This is a genomic window from Archaeoglobus sulfaticallidus PM70-1, assembly GCF_000385565.1.
GTDB classification, from domain to species: domain Archaea; phylum Halobacteriota; class Archaeoglobi; order Archaeoglobales; family Archaeoglobaceae; genus Archaeoglobus_A; species Archaeoglobus_A sulfaticallidus.
Map to the genome: position 1 here is coordinate 135496 of NC_021169.1, position 18425 is coordinate 153920.

Consider the following 18425-nt stretch of genomic DNA (forward strand, 5'->3'; position numbering starts at 1 on the left):
CATCACACATACTTCTTATAGATGGTTGGAAAAAGCTCGGGATTTCCGGGGAGAGATAGGGCTGAATTGTACTCCTCCATGAAGTTGGGATCTGTGCTTAGATCGAAGTACGTGAAAACCCTGGCAATCCTCTCAACAATTTTTCGCTTTCTCTCAGATGTCATCGCCATGTATGCTCCAGCAAGCGATCCGTTTCCTATCTGCACAACCTCCGCGTTCGGGAATTCCGGGAATAAGCCTATTATTGTGGAATTTTCAATGTTGATATAATACCCAAAAGCCCCTGCTATGTAGAATTTCGTTATGTCATCCACACTCAGCCCGGCTTTTTTGAGCAAAACAGCTATTCCTGCACAAACCGCAGCTTTCGATTTGATAAGGGTATCAATATCATTCTGGGTCAGAAATATATCCTTACCAGTCGAGGTCTCCTCAGCATAGGCAACGATGAACTTTCCATCCTTCACCCTCTCATTATCCTGCAAACTACCAGTAAAATCAACTATTCCGTTCTTGAAAAGTTCAGCAAGCAAATCTATCAGCCCGCTACCGCAAATGCTTGCCGGCTTCGTGTTTCCTATTACGGTATATTCTAGATTCCCACCCTTGATCCTGACATGATCTATCGCACCTTCAACAGCCCTGCTCCCATGCTCGATCTCGTAGCCTTCAAATGCCGGGCCAGATGCCACAGAGGTTGAGATCAGCCATCCTTCGCTCCCAAGCACTATCTCACCGTTTGTTCCGAGATCCACCAGCAGGGATATATCTCCAGACTCGAGTATCGTTGATGCCAGAATGTCAGCAACTATATCTCCTCCAACATACTTCCCCACAGACGGAAAACCGAATACCATTGCGTTCGGATTTGAATTGATCCCTAGATTCTTCGCATAATCAACAAAAGCCTTCCTCTCGATTTTAGGGTTAGATGTTGTAAATAGATATTCAATGTCCTTTTTGAAAAAGAAGTGTGTCATCAGGGTGTTTCCGGCGATCACTATATCATAAATCCTCTTACTGCTTAGATTTCCCATTATTTCACCGATCAGCCTGTTTATCGTATCGATTATCGCCCTGTTAATCTTCTCAAGCCCATCCTTCCTGCTCCTGACGAACTCTACCCTTGAAAGCACCTCCTCTCCGTAAATTATCTGCCCGTTGTAGTCCGATCTGACATCCACTATGCTACCATCGCCCAGGTTGATTAAAGCACCAACTACAGTAGTCGTGCCAACATCAACCGCAAGCCCGAAGTTTTCATCCCTTGTATCCCCTTCCTCAACCGCAATTATTTCGTTGCCTCTCAAAACGATCGTAAAATCTCCTTCTTCAATTTCAGGGCTGAAATTAAGCCTGTAACCCTTTTTGGACACAACTTCTGGAAGGAAGGAGCCCTCATAAAACTCCTTTCTGATTGCAGGATTGAATTCCCTCTCACCAACCACAAATTCCGACAGAATTTGCTGTTTCTCGAGCCTCGACTCCACCGGGATGAAGACCTCGGCATCAGTCAGGAGCCTTGACTGACAGGCAAGGATTTGCTTACCAAGAAGCTTTAAAAACTTCTCATGAGCCTCCAGATTCTTCTCAACCTCTCCTTTATTAAGCACAACCCTGCACTTCCCACAACTCCCCTTCCCACCGCAAATGCTCCTTATACCCTCACCAGCTTCCTGTGCGGATTCGAGTATCGTAGAACCTTTCCTCACAGTAACCCTCTTTCCAGAGGGGAGAAATGTGACAGTAACATTGGCATTTTCTGTAACATCCATGAAATTGATTTTACAAAAAAGATATTTAGTAGTTTCTGGATTCTTAAAATAATGGAATTCGTTGTTGTGTATTCTCCAGAGATGAAGGAGTCAAATCTTGCAGTTTGTAGAAGGCTTTATGGGTTTGAGAAAGCCTTAAAAGAGCTCGGGATAGAGTATAAAGAGCCAGAAATTTTAGAGTTCGATGAGGAGTTGCTGTATCAGATACACTCAAGGGAAATGATAGATAAGTCGAAAAAATTTTTCGCATTCAAAGCTACCTTCAAATCCGCATGGTGTGTTTATACTGCCGTTAAGCTTCTCGATGAGTATGATCTGGCGATAGTCGCCACTGCTGGGACAGGGCATAATGCCATGAGAGATAGGTTCAGAGGATACTCGTTTATCAACGATGTCAATCTTGCTATAAGCATTATGAAAGATTCCATGCCCAGAATAGCCGTAATAGATACGGACATCCACCATGGAGATGGTGTTTTTGAATATGCTGCATACAACGACAACATCTCAATTTTTTGTTTCTGCAATAGAGAAGAATCACATGAATCGAAAATTTGCAGACATGTCAGCAAATTGGAAGATGAAATCGACTCAGTTTTTGAGGATGCTGGATCGCATGATGCTCTTATCTGGTATCTCGGACAGGATGCTTTTGAGGAACTTCACGAACAGAGCTTCGATGAAAAATGTTTGGAGAGGATAGCCAGAAAGATCAGAGAGCTTGGAACCAAAACCAGAATTAAAACCCTGATAATTCTGTCAGGAGGAGTTGATTCGGAGGTTACAGAGAGAATATCGAAAAAAATTTTTTCGGTTCTCATCTGATGAGAGGATTTGGGAAACTATATAAATTCATTGTACTTAAACACATGACCCAGCTGAGAAGGGGTGGTAGTTCTGACAGGTGAGATGATACTCGAATTCCTCGAAACCCTTGAGAATCACATAAGGGAACTGAGAACATCCATAGACATGGAGAGCGTTGGTAAACTTATCGAGTCTATAGTGAGTTCAAGGAGCATATTCATCATGGGTGCTGGCAGAAGCGGTTTTGTCGCTAAATCCTTTGCTATGCGACTCATGCACCTCGGCTACAATGTTTATGTGGTTGGAGAAACAACCACACCAAAAATAAAGAAAGATGATCTGCTCATAACGATTTCAGGTTCTGGCGAGACAAGCTCTGTTGTGAACATCACCATGAAAGCCAAATCCATGGTGGGTTCAAAGATAGCTGTGATAACCAGCTCACCGAACTCGAGTCTGGCTAAGATGAGCGACGTTGTCGTGGTGATCAAGGGGAAGGTTAAGACAGAAAAGGATGACAGAATATCCAAGCTTGCTCCTCTCGGAACGATGTTCGAGCTGACATCAATGATATTCCTCGATGCACTTGTAGCAGAGCTTTTAAACATTAAAGGTCTGACTGAAGATAACTTAAAAGAAAAGCATGCGATACTGGAGTGACCTTAAGGTGGTTTTATGGAGGATGTTAAAGAGCTTCTGAGGAAGTTGAGCAATGCCCATGGCGTTAGCGGGTTCGAAGATGATGTCAGAGAAGTCGTGAAGGCTGAGCTTGAAGACCATGTCGATGAAATCAGAATAGACTCGATGGGCAACATCATATGTGTAAAGAATGGCAACGAATTTACCGAAATGATAGCGAGTCATATCGATGAGATTGGTTTCATAGTCAAGTACATCGATGACAGGGGCTACATCAGGTTCGCAGCACTGGGTGGATGGTTCGATCAAACTGCCCTCAACCAGAGAGTTGTTCTTCATGGAAGCAAGGGAAATGTTTACGGAGTTATTGGATGCAAGCCCCCTCATCTGATGAGGGACGATGAAAGGAAGAAGGTAATCCAGATCAAGGACATGTTCATTGATGTTGGAGCTGGCTCAAAGGAAGAGGTTCAGGAGCTGGGAATAGACATAGGTACACCCATAACCATAGATAGGGAATTCAGAGAGCTTGGGAACAACAAGGTTACCGGCAAGGCTTTCGACAACAGAGCAGGAACGGCCGTGATGATAGAGGCCCTGAAAAACACGGAAAGCAAGGCAACGATATTTGCCGTTGGAACGGTTCAGGAGGAGGTTGGATTGAAGGGTGCGAGGATTTCAGCCTTCGCAATAGAGCCAGATGTTGCCATCGCAACGGATGTATGCGTTGCAGTGGATTTCCCGGGGACAGAATCAGCATACATGGATGTCAAGCTCGGCAACGGTCCAGCGATTACGGTTGTGGATGCGAGTGGAAGGGGATTGATAGCCTCAAAAAGAGTTATCGAGTGGCTGAAGGGTACAGCGGAAAGGTATGAGATTCCATACCAGATGGAGGTTGCAGAAGGTGGAACCACAGATGCAACTGCAATACATCTGACCAAATCCGGAATTCCGACAGGAGTTGTTAGCGTTCCAGCGAGGTATATACACTCCCCGGTTGAGGTTATAGATGTAAACGATGTTGTGAATTCAGCAAAGCTCGTTGCGAGATCGCTTGAAACTGCCGAAGAGTATTTCAGAAGCAAATAATTTTTTCGTCAATACTCGCAACAACCTTGCAATACTTTTTTAACATCTATTACTAACTCTCAGCAATGAGATTTGAGATTCTGCACAAAGATGCAATGGGGAGAATAGGGAGGCTGAAGACTCCATCAGGAGTTGTTGAAACTCCAGCTCTGATGCCTGTGATAAATCCAAACATAGACTTTATCCCAGTTAAGGACTTGAAGAGAATAGGTGCTGAGATTGTAATCACGAACTCATACATAATTTACAGAAGTCGGGATTTGAGGGAGGTTGCCGAAAGTAAGGGAGTTCACAGGCTCATAAACAGCGATTTGCCCGTGATGACTGACAGCGGGAGTTATCAGCTGATGGTATATGGGGATGTCGAGGTTGACAACAGAACGATCATTGAATTTCAGAACAGGATAAAATCAGACATAGTTGTCCCGCTTGACATACCCTCCCTGCCAGATATCGACAGGGAGAAAGCTGAAAGAGACCTTGAAATAACCTTAAAGAGAGAGAAAGAAGCCATAGATCTGCATTCGGAGATTGGAGATGATAGACTGATTTCCGCACCCATTCAGGGCTCAACCTATTTGGATTTGAGAAGAAAGAGCGCTGAAGAGTGTTCAAAGCTGAATGCCGATTTTTATCCCATTGGAGGAGTTGTTCCCCTGCTCGACGCGTACAGGTTTCAGGATGTTGTCAGGATAATTCTGGAAGTTAAGTCCGCGCTCCCCCCTTCAGCCCCTGTCCACCTGTTTGGAGCAGGGCATCCGATGGTGTTCGCGATGGCTGTTGCCCTTGGCTGTGACTTCTTTGATTCCGCAGCGTATGCACTGTATGCAAAGGATGGAAGGTATCTTACGGTAAATGGCACTAAAAAGCTTGAGGAGCTTCAGTACTTCCCGTGCAAATGCCCTGTGTGCAGTGATTATACCCCCAGAGAGGTCAAAAGTATGGAAAAAAGAGACAGAGAGATTCTGCTCGGGAAGCACAACCTGTATGTCTGTTTTGAGGAGATCAACACGATAAAGCAGGCGATAAGGGAGAACAACCTGTTCGAGCTTGTTGAGACAAGAGTGAGGTCCCATCCATATTTGCTATCTGGATGGAGGGTTGTAAGAGACTATATCGACCTGATGGAAAAGTACGATCCGGTATCGAAACAGGGATTCTTCTATACAGGGATAGAAAGCATCTACAGACCAGCAGTTGTTAGGCATGAAAGGAGGATTATGAATATCGAAATCGACAAGAAAGAGGTATTAATATCATCTGATAAAAACGAAAGGGCTGATTTTTATCTTGTTCCAGTCTTCGGTCTCTCGTTCGCTGAGAACTACCCCTCCGGGCATGCTGAATTTCCGGATGAGGAGTATATCGAGGACGAGGCCATAGTCAAGGCCCTTGACATTCTGTACAGGTTTGCAGAGCAGAACAGGGATGTAAAATTCAGGCTGAATGTGTCGGATAGATGGAAAGAGGTTATGAAATCCCGTAACCCGCCTGAAAACATAATTCTGCTGGAATGAGGTGAATCATGAAAGCCACCTGCTCTTTAATAAAGCGAGACGGATGGGCGAGAATAGCGGAATTCGATTTCAACGGAGAAAAATTCCAGACTCCATTCGTGATTGACATCGAGAACCCCCCTGAGTTTATAGATGAAATCATAAACCTAGTCCCATACAGCATTAAAGAACTCGATCCCCAAGCTTTTGAGAAATTTTTTGTGGAGAAGGAGTTTCTCATAGCTTCTGGTCTGACCGCTGTTCCACCTTCAAAGGTTGTTGAGCTGCTGATCGAAATCAGACAGAAAAGCTTAACAAAGCCGATGATAGCCACAGCAATCGCCACCCCTCAGAACATCCCCCTGCTCTGCTATTTCGGAGTTGACTTCTTCGACAACGCTATGGCAATAGCTTCAGCCCACAAAGGGCTTTACTTTCATGAAAGAGTCCTGAACTTCGATTCACTGGATGAGCTTCCATGCAGCTGCGAGGCTTGTAGAAATCTCGAGGGCTTAGAGCTTTTGAAGAGGCACAACACGATAAAGCTTGAGGAGCAGGCTCTGCTCGTGAGACAGCTGATTAGAAACGAGAGCCTGAGGAACCATGTTGAGGTTAAGGCTAAAACCCAACCCGAGCTAACAGTTATGCTCAGAATTGCCGATAGGAACTACGATTTCTTCGAGAAAATGCATTCGAGGTTCAAGAAGAGCATCGTTTACCCGACAACAACCGAATCGTTCACCAGGATGGAGGTATCATACTTCCTCCAAAGAATCAAGGAGGTTTATGAGCCAGAAACAAAGGTAGCTCTGCTTCTTCCATGCACGGCTAAAAAGCCGTACTCCCTGTCCAGAACCCATAAAACCATATTGAGCCATTTAGGGAATCTCATAAAAAGAGTTGACGAGATCATCATCTCCTCTCCCCTCGTTCTGCCGAGGGAATTTGAGCTATGCTATCCAGCAATGAACTATGACACCCCCGTTACAGGACACTGGAGTGGAGAGGAGATAGAGTTCGTGGCTGAGCATCTATCCAGCTTAATCGACTCATTCGATTACATCATAGCCCATGTAGAGGGTGGTTATAAGGAGGTCGTGAGAGAAGCTCTGGATGCTACCGGGAAGGACGCCAGTTTCACAGCCGAAAATGGAGTAACATCCAAGAAATCAATGGAAAGGCTTAAAGAAGAGCTTAAAAATGTTGAAGATTGCAGAAAAGACAGGTATCGCTCTCTCTTCGAGCACATGTTCAGATATCAGTTCGATCTGGATCTCAAATCGCTTACCAAATTCAGCATGAACTTCAAAGGGAGATATCCCAATATTTTCGCCACTATAAACAGGGAGAACGCTCTGAGAGTGGATACCGTTTACGGCATGCTCGATGTGTACCTTCCCATGGCAGAGAAGATCAGCACATACAATGTCGAGATTGCAGATTTCGAACCCAAGGGAACGATCTTCTCCGCTGGGATAGAGTGGGCGGATGAGAAAATACGGCCAAACGATGTCGTGATTTTCAGGAACAGCGAATTTATTGGGGTTGGCAGGGCATTGATGTCCGGGAGAGAGATGATGGAGAGTAATAAAGGTTATGCTGTGAGTGTGAAAAGAAAAACAAGAATACAGTCAGATTAATCGAAAAGCTTTGATAGATCCTCCAGAACATAATCCGGCTTCACACCATACTTTTTGATCATATTCTCGAGGTTATCTCTGGTTGTTACTCCAGACAGCACGAGCAGGGTCTCAGCATTTATGCTCTTTCCAGCTATGACATCCACATCTATCTGATCCCCCACGACGACGACATCTTTGGCTTCAAGGCCTAGATACTCGAGAGCCTTGAGCATTATAACCTTTTCAGGCTTTCCACATATACAATCCGGCATCCTGCCGGTCATCCAGTAAAGCGCCCCTATGATCATGCCCGTTCCGGGAATCGGGCCATCCTCTGATGGAAATATCCTGTCGGGATTGGTTGCTATGTAAGGCTTTTTGCTCAGGCACATCCGGAGAGCTTTGGTTATCAGCTCGAAGTTTATCTCCCTGTTGGATCCAACCACCAGCATCTCAGCTTCCTCATAATCAACAATCTCATGTCCTGCAAGCTCAAGCTCCTCTATCAGCCCGATCTCTCCAGTTGTGAAAATCCTCATTTTTCCATAGTTCTCTTTGATATACTGAGCTGTAGCATAGGTCGTGAGAATCATCTGATCTTCATCAACCTCCAAACCATAATCCCTGAACCTCCGGGTATAGATTCTCCTGCTTCTCGTTGAGTTGTTGGAAACGAAAACAACTTTCTTTTCCATCTCGATGAGCTTTTTCACCGCAGAAATTGCTGGCTTGATGGGTTTTTTACCTCTGCCAATAACGCCATCAACATCGAGTATGAAGCCCTTTTTGCTGAGGAGTGGATGCATAGGCGGTTTAATTCTTCAAGCAATAAATAGGTTATCAACTTGGAGTGGAACTAGAATAATTTGGCAAATATTTAAAGAAAAAAATCAGGTCCTGTAACTCTTCGGCATTCCCAGAAGATACTCTCCAATGTATGCAAGAGCCATCTGCTGGGTTACAGGAGCCAGCCGGATGAGGTTTATTTCCCTCCACCATCTCTCGACATCATATTCCTTAGCATATCCGTAGCCACCAAAGCACTGCATCGCCCAGTAAACCGCCTTGAGTCCAGCTTCAACAGCAACAACCTTGGCCATATTCGCGTACTTGCCCACCTCCCTGTACGGTGCGTTTTTATCGAAGAGAGTTGAAGCTTTGAAGTTCATCAGCCTCGCGGTCTCAAGGGTTGCATAGGCCTCAGCTAACGGGAACTGCAGTCCCTGATAGCTGCCTACAGGATCGACAAAGACCTTTCTCTGCTTGCTGTATTCAACAGCCTTCTTGATTGCGGCCTTCGCTATGCCTATGGCTGCGGTTGTGAAGCACATCCTCTCAGGATTCAATGTGTCGAGCAGGTTATACCAGCCACCATCCAGTGGAGGGACCAGAGCGCTTTCAGGAAGTCTCAGGTTGTTTATGCTCACCTCACATGTTTTAGAATAGTTTATTCCGTGCTTGGGTATTGGATTAACTTTAACTGCAGGATCTGGCAGATCTGCCAGGAAAAGCGTAATACCATGTGTTTTCTTCTCCGCTTTCTCCCTTGGAGTCGTTCTGGCCACTATCAGCATTCCTTTGGCTCTATCAGCACCGCTGATGAATATCTTGTTTCCATTTATCACCCATTCGTCTCCATCCTTCTCAGCTCTGGTTTTTATGCTCAATGTATTCGTTCCGGCATCCGGCTCTGTCAGAGCCATGCAGAACTCAAGCTCACCTTTCGCTATTCCCGGTAGATACTTCTCCTTCTGCTCTTCAGTTCCATGCCTGACTATGGTCATCCCGCCGAAAACCTCTGTCAAAACGAGATACCAGTTACCGGCCATTCCACAGCCATTTGCACATAACTCTTCAATTGCTATGAGCAGCTCTGTCATCCCCATTCCCGCGCCACCGTACTCCTCCGGAATGACTATCCCAGTAAACCCGGCATCGCTCAAAGCTTTCCAGAACTCCTCTGCGAACTCACCCTTTTCGTCCTTCTCCCTCCAGTACTCTGGAGGGAAGTCCTTTGCTATATCCCTTGCTGAACTTGCAATCATCTTCTGCTCTTCGTTAAATTCAAATTCCATAACATCACCTCATGATTTAACATTATAAAAATTTGTTAAAAAAATTTATGAGGGTTTGAAATAGAGAATATCAGTAATCATTCCCTCCCTTTCCGATTTGTCCTTGAGCACGGGCTTAACCTTCATTCCGATGTAAACATCCTCTGGCTTGACCTCTCCAAGCAGGTGGATCAAGCAGCCGTCTGTGCCGTCCATGTCGATTATTGCGTATATTTCCGGCTCCTCCATTGGGTTCTCATCTCCATCCAGCCTTGCAACTGTGAATGCTCTAACATATCCCTCCCCGCTGATCTCAACGAACTCCGTGTCACTGAAATCGTACTCGCAGTATATTCTTGGCGGGAAGAATGTCCTTCCACACTTCTTGCACTTGCTTGCGATGAATTTATCCTCTTTCAGCTTCTTGAAGAATTCATCTCCAGCTTTTCCACTCGTGTAGATCCAGTAGAGTTCTATCTTTCCTTCCCATTCCCTAAGCTCTTTCGGATTAACAATTTTCTCGATCATGATCATCCCTCCATCGGTTTCCAGTATTTGATATCGGTAACCGATCCCTCTCTCTCCTCCTCTGGTTTCCAGACGGCTTTGACCTTCATTCCGATGTAAACATCCTCTGGCTTGACCTCTCCAAGAATGTGCATGATTCCCATGTTCGGTGAGGCTCCATCTATAGCGATCACAGCAACAATAATCGGCTCTGGAAGTGGTTTCGCATCGGGATCAATGTACGAGATTGAGAAGGTCTGTACCGTGCCTGTATCCTTAACATAAACCCACTCATCAATGGGCTTGTAGCAGAGCTCGCAGAACATCCTTGGCGGGAACATTATTCTGTGGCACTTGTTGCATTTAACGGCTATCAGCTTCCCTTTCTTCAACTCGTTCAGGAATTTGCTGATCGCCTGTCCTGCTGTCCAGGCATATCTTATATCCGGATGATCCTCAACATATGTGACCTTCTTTTCCTTGAGATCAGCATCAGATATCGGTGTTCCCTCAGCATATGGAGGGCATGAAATATCCTTCTTACCTACAGCCATTATATCACCTCTTGTTGGACATAACCATAACAGTTCCGACCTGCATCAGGTCTCCCCACGCCTGACAGACACCATTCGTCACTTCCTTAGCCACCTGTCTCTTTCCTGCCCTGTAGGCGAGCTGCCAGTAAAGTTCGCATGCCTTAACACCCATGGTTGCCGCTATCGGGTTTCCAACTCCGAGCAAACCACCAGATGGACAGGTTGGCAGATCTCCATCTCTTGCAGTTACACCCTCTCTCGTGAGAATTGGAGCCTCTCCCTTCTTTGCCAGTCCGAGCCCTTCCATGTGGTGCAGTTCCTTGTAGTCGAAGGGATCATATGGCTCGGCAACATCTATCTCCTTTCGCGGATCGGTTATGTGAGCCATCCTGTATGCCATCTTTGCAGCTTCAGCAACATACCTCGGGAAGTAGAGGTCTCTGTTCGTCCACATTGTTGTATCTAGAGCCCATCCAACTCCGGTAACCCATACGGGGTTATCTGTGAGCTGTCTCGCTATGTGGGGGGCAACCATTATCAGAGCCGCTGCACCATCACTTGGTGGAGAAACATCCAGTCTCCTCACAGGCAGAGCCATAGGCTCGCTGTTGAGCACATCCTCAACCGTGATTTTCTCGGCAACCTGAGCGCATGGATGATCGAGAGCGTTTGCCTTGTTCTTTACAGACACGAGGGCAATATCTTCATGCTTTATGTTGTGAACATGCATGTATCTCCTCATTTCCAGCGCAAAGATCCAGATCAGGTTCGGGTTCAGCGGGCGGTCAAGAATCGGATCCCAGATGTACTTGAAACCTGACTGCGGATGTGGATGGCATGAGGACATCTTTTCCTCGCAGACAACAAGACAGACATCGGCCAAACCACTTGCAACATGCCAGTAACCGGCTATCGGAGCGAAAACTCCAGTTCCTCCTCCAACGAACACCCTCATGTATGGCCTATCACTCCCACCAGAGCCGTCGAGCAGGTACTCTCCCTTCATGTGCAGGCCATCGAATGTATCAGGGGCTGAACCCATGACAACCATCTCAATATCTCCAATCTCAAGGCCTGCCTCTTCCAGAGCCTGCTTGACAGCAAGATAGGATAGCTCCTTACCGGTCTCGTTAAGCCTCCTTTTCCATGTTGTCATTCCAGCCCCAACGATCGCAACATCCTGCTTCTTGTGAAACTTCAAACCGCTAATCCTCTCAACTTCCATAATATCACACTCCGAAAACTGCTACAGCACCACTTGCGGTTGGGATATACCTCCAGGCCTGAGCCACACCAACCTCAACATCGCTGAGCTGTCTTTTGCCAGCAAGTCCTCTGAGCTGCAGAACCACCTCAAGAGCTTTTTGCCCACCAGTTGCCTCAAGCAGGTTGCCAATTCCGAGATTTCCTCCTGAGATATTTACCGGCAGAGCTCCATCCCTTGCAAAGTATCCCTCCTGCATCAGTGTGGCTGTCTCGTACCTCTTCGATAGCTGCAGGGCTTCGAGGTGCTGCAACTCCTTAAACGCAAATCTGTCATCGACCTCAGCAAAATCGATCTCCTTTGCGGGGTTCGTTATTCCGGCAAGCTTGTAAGCCATCTTCGCAGATTTGTATGCGTAGTATGCGTTGAAGCTCATCGTGTCGAAGTTGCTTGTCTCACTCCACCAACCAACACCTTTAACCCATACTGGATCCTCAGCCTCTTTGGCGATTTTATCACTCGCAAGGACAAAAACTATCGCTCCATCTGCCCTCTGGGCGATCTCGATCTTCCTCATCGGATCGAACACCATCGGACTGTTCAGAACATCCTCAACCGTTACCTTAGCACCGTAAGGTGCTGAGTCGTTAAGCAGGGCGTTGTTCTTGTTCTTGACAACAACTTCTGCAATCTGCTCCTCGGTTATGCAGCACTCATTAACATACTGAGCCATTTCAAGTGCTGCGAAGTAGTACGGATGTGCCTTTCCGACATTTCTGAGCCATATAGGATCCATTGCAAACTTGATAACATTCCCGAATGTCAGGATGTCACTTGCCTTGCTGTGGGCTTCGACAACAGCCACATCTGCCAGTCCGCTCTCGATGTGCATGTAGGCTGTTGCGATTCCGTAAAGGAAGTCACCACATATCGTGCATGTTGGTTTCACAACTGCTCCAAGCTGATCTGGAACGAACTCGTCAAAGATTGCGAATCCTTCGTAAATGTCCTCAGCACAGGTTATAAAGCTATCGACATCCTTTCTTGGATTTATTCCAGCATCCGCGTAAGCCCTCGTTGCCGCTTCGTACATAATCTCTTTCCAGCTGAGATCTGGTGTGTTTGCATTAAAGCCATAATAGCCAACACCAATTACTGCTACACCCATTCGATCACCTCTTGAACAGGACGAACTTTGAATTGAAACTATTTAAAATTTCCTTTTTTAATCGTTCAAATTAGAAAGGGAAAGGTTAAAGAGAGTTATACTATAAAAGGTTGGATTTTGTATATTATTTCACCCAAAAAATAATTATAATTTGAAAAATTAGCTAAAGTTGGCCAAGATTAGATATCTAGCTTTATCTTTCTACCCTTGGAGATAATCAAACCATACGGATCAATGTCTTCTCTGAGAGTCTTGAGTTCAAGCTCGGTCGGTGGCTCAAGCTCGACAACCTTCTCGGCCACCAAAGGTTCAATGTTCATCTCGTCCAGCACCTCATCTACAGTTAACCCTTTCATAACCCCAATGAGCTTCAGCTCCTTAGTTTTCTCATCAAAGCCGAACATTCCCATTGAGGTTATGACCCTGTAGGGCCCCGTCTCAGCAGGCAGACCAACCTCATCTCTTGATTTGCCATCGATCATATAGCCTGGGGAGGTTATGAAATCACACCTCTCCACAAAACGCCTTTTTTCATGAGCCATGACTATTATCGTCTTCCAGCAATAGCTCGCAACCTCATTTCCGCCACCACTTCCCGGAAATCTGACCTTTGGTTTTTCATAATCATCTCCGATCATCGTCGAGTTTATGTTACCGTACCTGTCTATCTGAGCCGCTCCAAGCATTCCATAGTCGATGTAGCCAGCCTGAGCGTAGCTGAAAGCCAGATTCATGCTGCACCACTGCAGGCTGCGATAGGTGTTTGAAGGGCCACCCATTGTTCCCCTCAGGAAAGGTGTTCTGCTCAACGGCCCTATAGCCCCAAACTCGAAAACCTGAACTATGTTGGGCGTGTAAAGCTTTTCAGCCAGTATCGCAACAACCTGTGGGATTCCCCAGCCGACGAATATTGTCTTGTTATCCTCAAGCAGCCTCGCAGCATTACATATCATGAATTCAGTATCCGTAAACTCAATCTCAGCCATGATATCACCTATTCACCTATAACCCTCAAGAATCTGAGATTTCTGAATCAGCTCTCTGAGCCTCTTCACACCAACCTTCTTTTCCAGAAACTCGTCGTGACTTTCAACGCTGTATATGTACTCCTCAAGATACTTCTGCATCTCCTCATCGGTTCTTATGGATGTTAGCTTAAGATAGTGTTCAGAATCCATCTCGTAGTACCCCTGAGTTCCTCCAGGGTATGCTCCGAACGGGGCATGAACGACGGCATCAACGCAGTAATACGGGATGGTCGTCCAGTTAGGATGCTCCCTGAATTCTATCGTCTCAACTATCCTTTCTGCAGAGATTATAACCCGCTTGGATGCCATGGCTGTTTCCAGTGTTGCCACAGTTGGCCCATAGACCCTCGCATTCCCGTACACATCCGCCTCCTGAACATGAATCACAGACACATCCGGATTCAAGGCTGGCATCAGAGCTACAGGCTTTCCGCTGAATGGGTCCTTAACAACAATGGCTCCAGAGTGCTTCAATGTATCTGTTCCCAGCAGATCTCTTGCGGGTATGAAGGGTATTCCCATCGCTCCCGCAACCAGTCTGTAGGTAACACTTCCATTGCTCCAGTCGTAAACTTTCACAGCCCCTTCCTGAACCTTTTTGGCTATGTACGGCCCGAATCCGAGAAATCCAACATCTATCTTGTCCACACATCCTGCCCCAGCAAGCAAAACAGATTCAAGCAGTGTAAATTTGGCAAGAATCCACAAATTTTTCTTTCTCTGACGAATAATCTCCCTTATCAGACTCTGAGGGCCTCTTGTTAATGAGGAAAAATCGTATGCGAGATAGTCCCCATCCTTCACGAATTTCTTCACCGCCTCTTTTTCATCCATCAGCTTATCCTCAAAAGCCCTATTTTTCTTATCCCTGACAAATTTCCTGAACTCATCAGGTGGGATGAAGTGTATGTCTGCTTCACCCATATCCAGAATTTCTATATTTGCCATGCCCAATTTTGGGTTTTTCTAACACTTAAAAATTATGATTTTTAACCATCTTAAAACCGTTTTTGCGTGAAAAGAGTTAAAACAGATTACGGAGTATTGAAAATTTTCAAGATTATAATGATAATATATGAAAAATTAAAAAAATCAGATCTCAAACCTGATTCCTGCACCAATCGGTATGTACTTGGATGGATCTCTCCTTACTATCTCACCAGCTACTCCAAACCCGGAGCAATGGGTTGGGGCTATGAGCTTAGCTACCATCAACTCCTCTGCCGTTTTCTGAATTCTTTCTCTATCAGCAAAGATGAGATGGAACCCGCCAGCGACCATGAACGGGCTCTCTCCGCTCAACTCCATCCCTCTCTTAACCGTGTTCACAACTCCAGAGTGAGCGCATCCTGTAATGATCGATAAGCCCTTCTTCGTTTTTATGAAGACTGCCATATCATCATCCATTCGGTCATTAACGAACCTGCCATCCTCGAGGCTGAAAGTCTCCGGACTCTTCTCGAAATCTGTAACCCTTGGGATCTCACCGCTTATCACAACGCCGGGAGCTATCTTCAATGGGTCTCTGATCATGTATATCCTCGCCTTCTCCCTGATCAGGCTTTCAGGGAATGGTAGAGAGCCATCAACAAACCTCCCTCTCACCCAGAGAAAGCTCGGCTTGAAGAGGTTTGGGTGTGCTATAATCGGTGCATTTGTTTTATCCAGAACTTTGAGCAAACCACCTGTGTGATCGAAATGTCTGTGGCTGAGCACGATGTAGTTCACCTCATCCCAGCAGAGAGAGAACTGTTCCCAGTTATGCTCTATTGCATAGCCAGCACCAGTATCAAGCAGAACTCCAATCTCCTCATCACCATAAATCTTCAGGAAGGCTGAAAATCCATACTCAGCTATAAACTTCCCGGGTTTCGGAACGAAGTTGTCTGCGAGAATGAAGACTTCAGCTTTTTTTACCTCACCAAACTCATCTATCATGACCTTAAATTTTAATTCAAAAAAGATAAAGTTTACTGAGTTTAGATCGGGTTGGAAGATAAAAATATAAATTTATCTTCCATCAGTATATCCTCAAAATTCCTTATTATTCATACGAATGATTATAAAATGATTAATAATCCTAAGAAAATAATAAATAGAATTAAGCGAAATTTCAAAGGAGCTATGAAGCTGGATTCAATTGAGTTCAAAGAGTTCACAGCCAGAGACAAGATTAAAGAGCCTTTCACGATCAGGAAGTATATACATGAGGAGGACAGAGAAAAACTCATTCAGATGTACGAGAACTTTGATCCCTCGCTCAGGTGCCTCGGGTTGCCTCCGATAACGAGGGTTGCAATAGAAAACTGGATAGACTATCTGGCAAAAAACGGTTTTGCTCTCGTTGCTGAAAAAGATGGGAGGATTATCGGTCATGTTGTTATTGTACCTACCGAAGATGGCAAAAAAGCAGATATAACGATCTTCATCCACCAGGATTTCCAGAACAGGGGTGTTGGACAGATTCTGATGAAAACGATGATAGATCTCTGCAGAAAAATTGGCTTTGATGGGATAATGCTTGTCACAGAAAGAACAAACGCAAGAGCGATCCATGTTTACAAGAAGCTCGGTTTTGAGGTTGTCAGCCCATACATCGAATACGACATGTATCTCGATCTAAAAAAGTCTGAAGGGACTGAAAAGCCTGAGGAATCCAAGGAAGAAAAAGTGGTTATCTCTCCAGCCTGAGCACCTCTTTGGCGTGAGCCCTCATTATATCAGATCTCGTTATCAGCCCAACGAGCTTTGAGTCATCCCTTGAAAGCACTGGAAGTCTGCCAATGTTTCTCGAAGCTAACTTCTTTAATGCATCTTCAAGCGTCTCATCCGGGTAAGTTGCGATTATATCTTTTGTCATCACATCAGCTACAGTCTTAACATTCCTTTCCTCAAACGGCACCCTTTCAACATCCTCAAATGTTATGATTCCAACAATTTTTCCATTCTCCATTACCGGATAACCCATATGCCCCGTTTCTTCAATCATTTTCATAACCTCAATCAACTTCATTTCAGGAGTTACAGTCACGACCTTCTCAGCCGGAACCATCGCATCTCCAACCTTTACATTCTCAAGAACATCTATTACCATCTCTGCCCGATGTACCGGACTGTCAACCCTCGTTGGAACCTGCTCACTATAGATTGAGTTGTCTCCGGTTATTTTGTATGCAAGGATTGATGAGATCATCAAAGCTGGTAAAAGATTGTAACCACCCGTCATTTCGAGTACCATTATTATCGAAGCTATTGGGGTCTTGGCTACTGCAGAAACGAAAGATGCCATTCCTACAAGCACGAAAAATGCTGGTTCTTCTACAACCCCAAATGACTGGAAAGCATAACCAACAAAAGCACCGATCATACCGCCTATGACAACTGATGGTGCAAAAACTCCACCACTACCTCCTGAGCCTATGGTGAAGGACGTAGCCAGTATTTTTGCAAATATGAAGATGAATATGAACAGCAAAGTTAAGTTTCCGTAAATGCTTAGGATTTTGCCATCGATTGCGAGCTGCACTATACCATAACCCATTCCCATTGCTTCAGGGATGTAGATTGCTATAAGTCCAGTAAGTAATCCACCTATCATAGGTTTAAAGTAGTTAGGAATTCTAACTTTTTTGAAGTATTCGTGGGTTGTGTAGAACGCCTTAATGTAGATCAACCCAATAATCCCAGCGAAAACAGCTATTACAAGACAGATTAAGAGGTCAGCAGGAGAGTTTATTCTGACCGCAGGAGTTGAGAATATCCTCAGCGTTCCGAAATGGATTTGGTTTGTAAATCCCAGAAGTAGGTTGTAAACAGTATACGCTACTATGGAAGATGTGAAGCTTGGCACAAGAGCTTCAACCTCATAATCCCTTCTGTAGAGAACCTCTATTCCGAAAAGGGCTCCACCCATTGGAGACTGGAATATGCTGCCAATACCACCCGAGACACCACACAGCAGCAATATCCTTCTATCTCTGTCTGAGAGGTTCAGCAAGTTTCCAAGAAAAGAACCAAAGCCTGCACCAATCTGAGCTATAGGACCTTCTCTCCCCGCACTGCCTCCTGAACCAATGGTTATGGCTGAAGCTATGGTTTTGACTATCGGCACCCTCCCCCTCACATTCCCCTTAAGCCTGTGAAAAGCCTTTATGACTGCATCAGTACCGTGTCCCTCTGCTTCAGGGGCGAATCTGTAGACAATAAAGCCACTGATTAACCCACCAATAGCGGGTATTAAAAATATAGGCAATTTCGGGAGTTTGAAAGCAAACTTCGTTATCTCGATATCTCCTCCCGCTGGATACGGGTTGTATCCACCCAGCCCCTGAATAAAGAACTTTGTTGAAATCTCAAGCAATGTATAGAAGACAAAAGCACCTATTCCAGAAATAACACCAACAATTATTGCCAACAATATCAGTTTTCTCGTCTTCAATGGTTTTCTCTGAGTCACTTTATTTCGAAATGATGCTTAGAAAAATAAACTTTTCTCAT

General features: G+C 45.2%; 17 protein-coding genes. 6 read left to right on the forward strand and 11 right to left on the reverse strand.

The features are described 5' to 3' along the window. Nucleotides 1–2: 2 nt before the first annotated feature. Nucleotides 3–1775 (reverse strand): ASKHA domain-containing protein, encoded by a 1773-nt coding sequence (locus tag ASULF_RS00830; RefSeq protein ID WP_015589797.1) that lies wholly within the window; start codon nucleotides 1773–1775, stop codon nucleotides 3–5. Between the two features lie 51 nt (nucleotides 1776–1826). On the opposite strand from ASULF_RS00830, the gene ASULF_RS00835 reads away from it, so the two are divergent. The 5 genes from ASULF_RS00835 to arcS all read left to right on the forward strand — a co-directional run bounded on the left by ASULF_RS00835 (nucleotide 1827) and on the right by arcS (nucleotide 7449). Continuing rightward, complete coding sequence (locus ASULF_RS00835; protein ID WP_015589798.1) at nucleotides 1827–2600, forward strand: arginase family protein; 774 nt, start codon at nucleotides 1827–1829, stop codon at nucleotides 2598–2600. A 63-nt stretch (nucleotides 2601–2663) separates the two neighbouring features. After that, nucleotides 2664–3242, forward strand: a complete 579-nt coding sequence (gene hxlB / locus ASULF_RS00840; RefSeq protein ID WP_015589799.1) for a 6-phospho-3-hexuloisomerase — start codon at nucleotides 2664–2666, stop codon at nucleotides 3240–3242. A 15-nt stretch (nucleotides 3243–3257) separates the two neighbouring features. Then, a complete protein-coding gene (locus ASULF_RS00845) occupies nucleotides 3258–4313 on the forward strand; it encodes a M42 family metallopeptidase (protein ID WP_015589800.1) in 1056 nt (351 codons plus the stop codon). 65 nt (nucleotides 4314–4378) lie between these two features. Continuing rightward, nucleotides 4379–5830 carry a tRNA guanosine(15) transglycosylase TgtA gene (gene tgtA / locus ASULF_RS00850; protein WP_015589801.1) on the forward strand — a complete coding sequence of 484 codons (1452 nt, stop codon included), beginning with the start codon at nucleotides 4379–4381 and terminating at the stop codon, nucleotides 5828–5830. A gap of 8 nt (nucleotides 5831–5838) precedes the next feature. Continuing rightward, nucleotides 5839–7449: an archaeosine synthase subunit alpha gene (gene arcS / locus ASULF_RS00855; protein ID WP_015589802.1), complete on the forward strand. Its 1611-nt coding sequence runs from the start codon at nucleotides 5839–5841 to the stop codon at nucleotides 7447–7449. On the opposite strand, the gene ASULF_RS00860 is transcribed toward arcS, so the two are convergent. The 9 genes from ASULF_RS00860 to ASULF_RS00900 form a co-directional block, all read right to left on the reverse strand. Next, nucleotides 7446–8237, reverse strand: coding sequence for an HAD-IIA family hydrolase (locus ASULF_RS00860; RefSeq protein WP_015589803.1), 792 nt, complete (start codon nucleotides 8235–8237; stop codon nucleotides 7446–7448). The genes arcS and ASULF_RS00860 overlap by 4 nt on opposite strands. Nucleotides 8238–8321: 84 nt before the next feature. After that, the gene (locus tag ASULF_RS00865; protein WP_015589804.1) at nucleotides 8322–9506 is read right to left on the reverse strand and encodes an acyl-CoA dehydrogenase family protein; all 1185 of its coding nucleotides are present in this window, start codon (nucleotides 9504–9506) and stop codon (nucleotides 8322–8324) included. Nucleotides 9507–9551: 45 nt separating this feature from the next. After that, entirely contained in the window at nucleotides 9552–10013 is a 462-nt protein-coding gene (locus tag ASULF_RS00870; protein WP_015589805.1) for a Zn-ribbon domain-containing OB-fold protein, read from the reverse strand. A gap of 2 nt (nucleotides 10014–10015) precedes the next feature. Continuing rightward, nucleotides 10016–10546, reverse strand: coding sequence for a Zn-ribbon domain-containing OB-fold protein (locus ASULF_RS00875; protein ID WP_015589806.1), 531 nt, complete (start codon nucleotides 10544–10546; stop codon nucleotides 10016–10018). Nucleotides 10547–10550: 4 nt separating this feature from the next. Beyond that, entirely contained in the window at nucleotides 10551–11753 is a 1203-nt protein-coding gene (locus tag ASULF_RS00880; RefSeq protein ID WP_015589807.1) for a thiolase domain-containing protein, read from the reverse strand. Nucleotides 11754–11757: 4 nt separating this feature from the next. Next, nucleotides 11758–12900, reverse strand: a complete 1143-nt coding sequence (locus ASULF_RS00885; RefSeq protein ID WP_015589808.1) for a thiolase domain-containing protein — start codon at nucleotides 12898–12900, stop codon at nucleotides 11758–11760. Nucleotides 12901–13079: 179 nt separating this feature from the next. After that, entirely contained in the window at nucleotides 13080–13886 is an 807-nt protein-coding gene (locus ASULF_RS00890; RefSeq protein WP_015589809.1) for an acyl CoA--acetate/3-ketoacid CoA transferase subunit beta, read from the reverse strand. A 12-nt stretch (nucleotides 13887–13898) separates the two neighbouring features. After that, nucleotides 13899–14876, reverse strand: coding sequence for a CoA transferase subunit A (locus tag ASULF_RS00895; RefSeq protein ID WP_015589810.1), 978 nt, complete (start codon nucleotides 14874–14876; stop codon nucleotides 13899–13901). A 144-nt stretch (nucleotides 14877–15020) separates the two neighbouring features. Continuing rightward, nucleotides 15021–15866: an MBL fold metallo-hydrolase gene (locus ASULF_RS00900; protein ID WP_015589811.1), complete on the reverse strand. Its 846-nt coding sequence runs from the start codon at nucleotides 15864–15866 to the stop codon at nucleotides 15021–15023. Between the two features lie 186 nt (nucleotides 15867–16052). Between ASULF_RS00900 and ASULF_RS00905 the strand changes: the two genes are divergently transcribed. Further along, nucleotides 16053–16619, forward strand: coding sequence for a GNAT family N-acetyltransferase (locus tag ASULF_RS00905; protein WP_144060462.1), 567 nt, complete (start codon nucleotides 16053–16055; stop codon nucleotides 16617–16619). Here ASULF_RS00905 and ASULF_RS00910 read toward each other — a convergent pair. Continuing rightward, a complete protein-coding gene (locus ASULF_RS00910; protein ID WP_015589813.1) occupies nucleotides 16603–18384 on the reverse strand; it encodes a chloride channel protein in 1782 nt (593 codons plus the stop codon). The two genes, ASULF_RS00905 and ASULF_RS00910, sit on opposite strands and share 17 nt — an antisense overlap. Nucleotides 18385–18425: the final 41 nt, after the last annotated feature.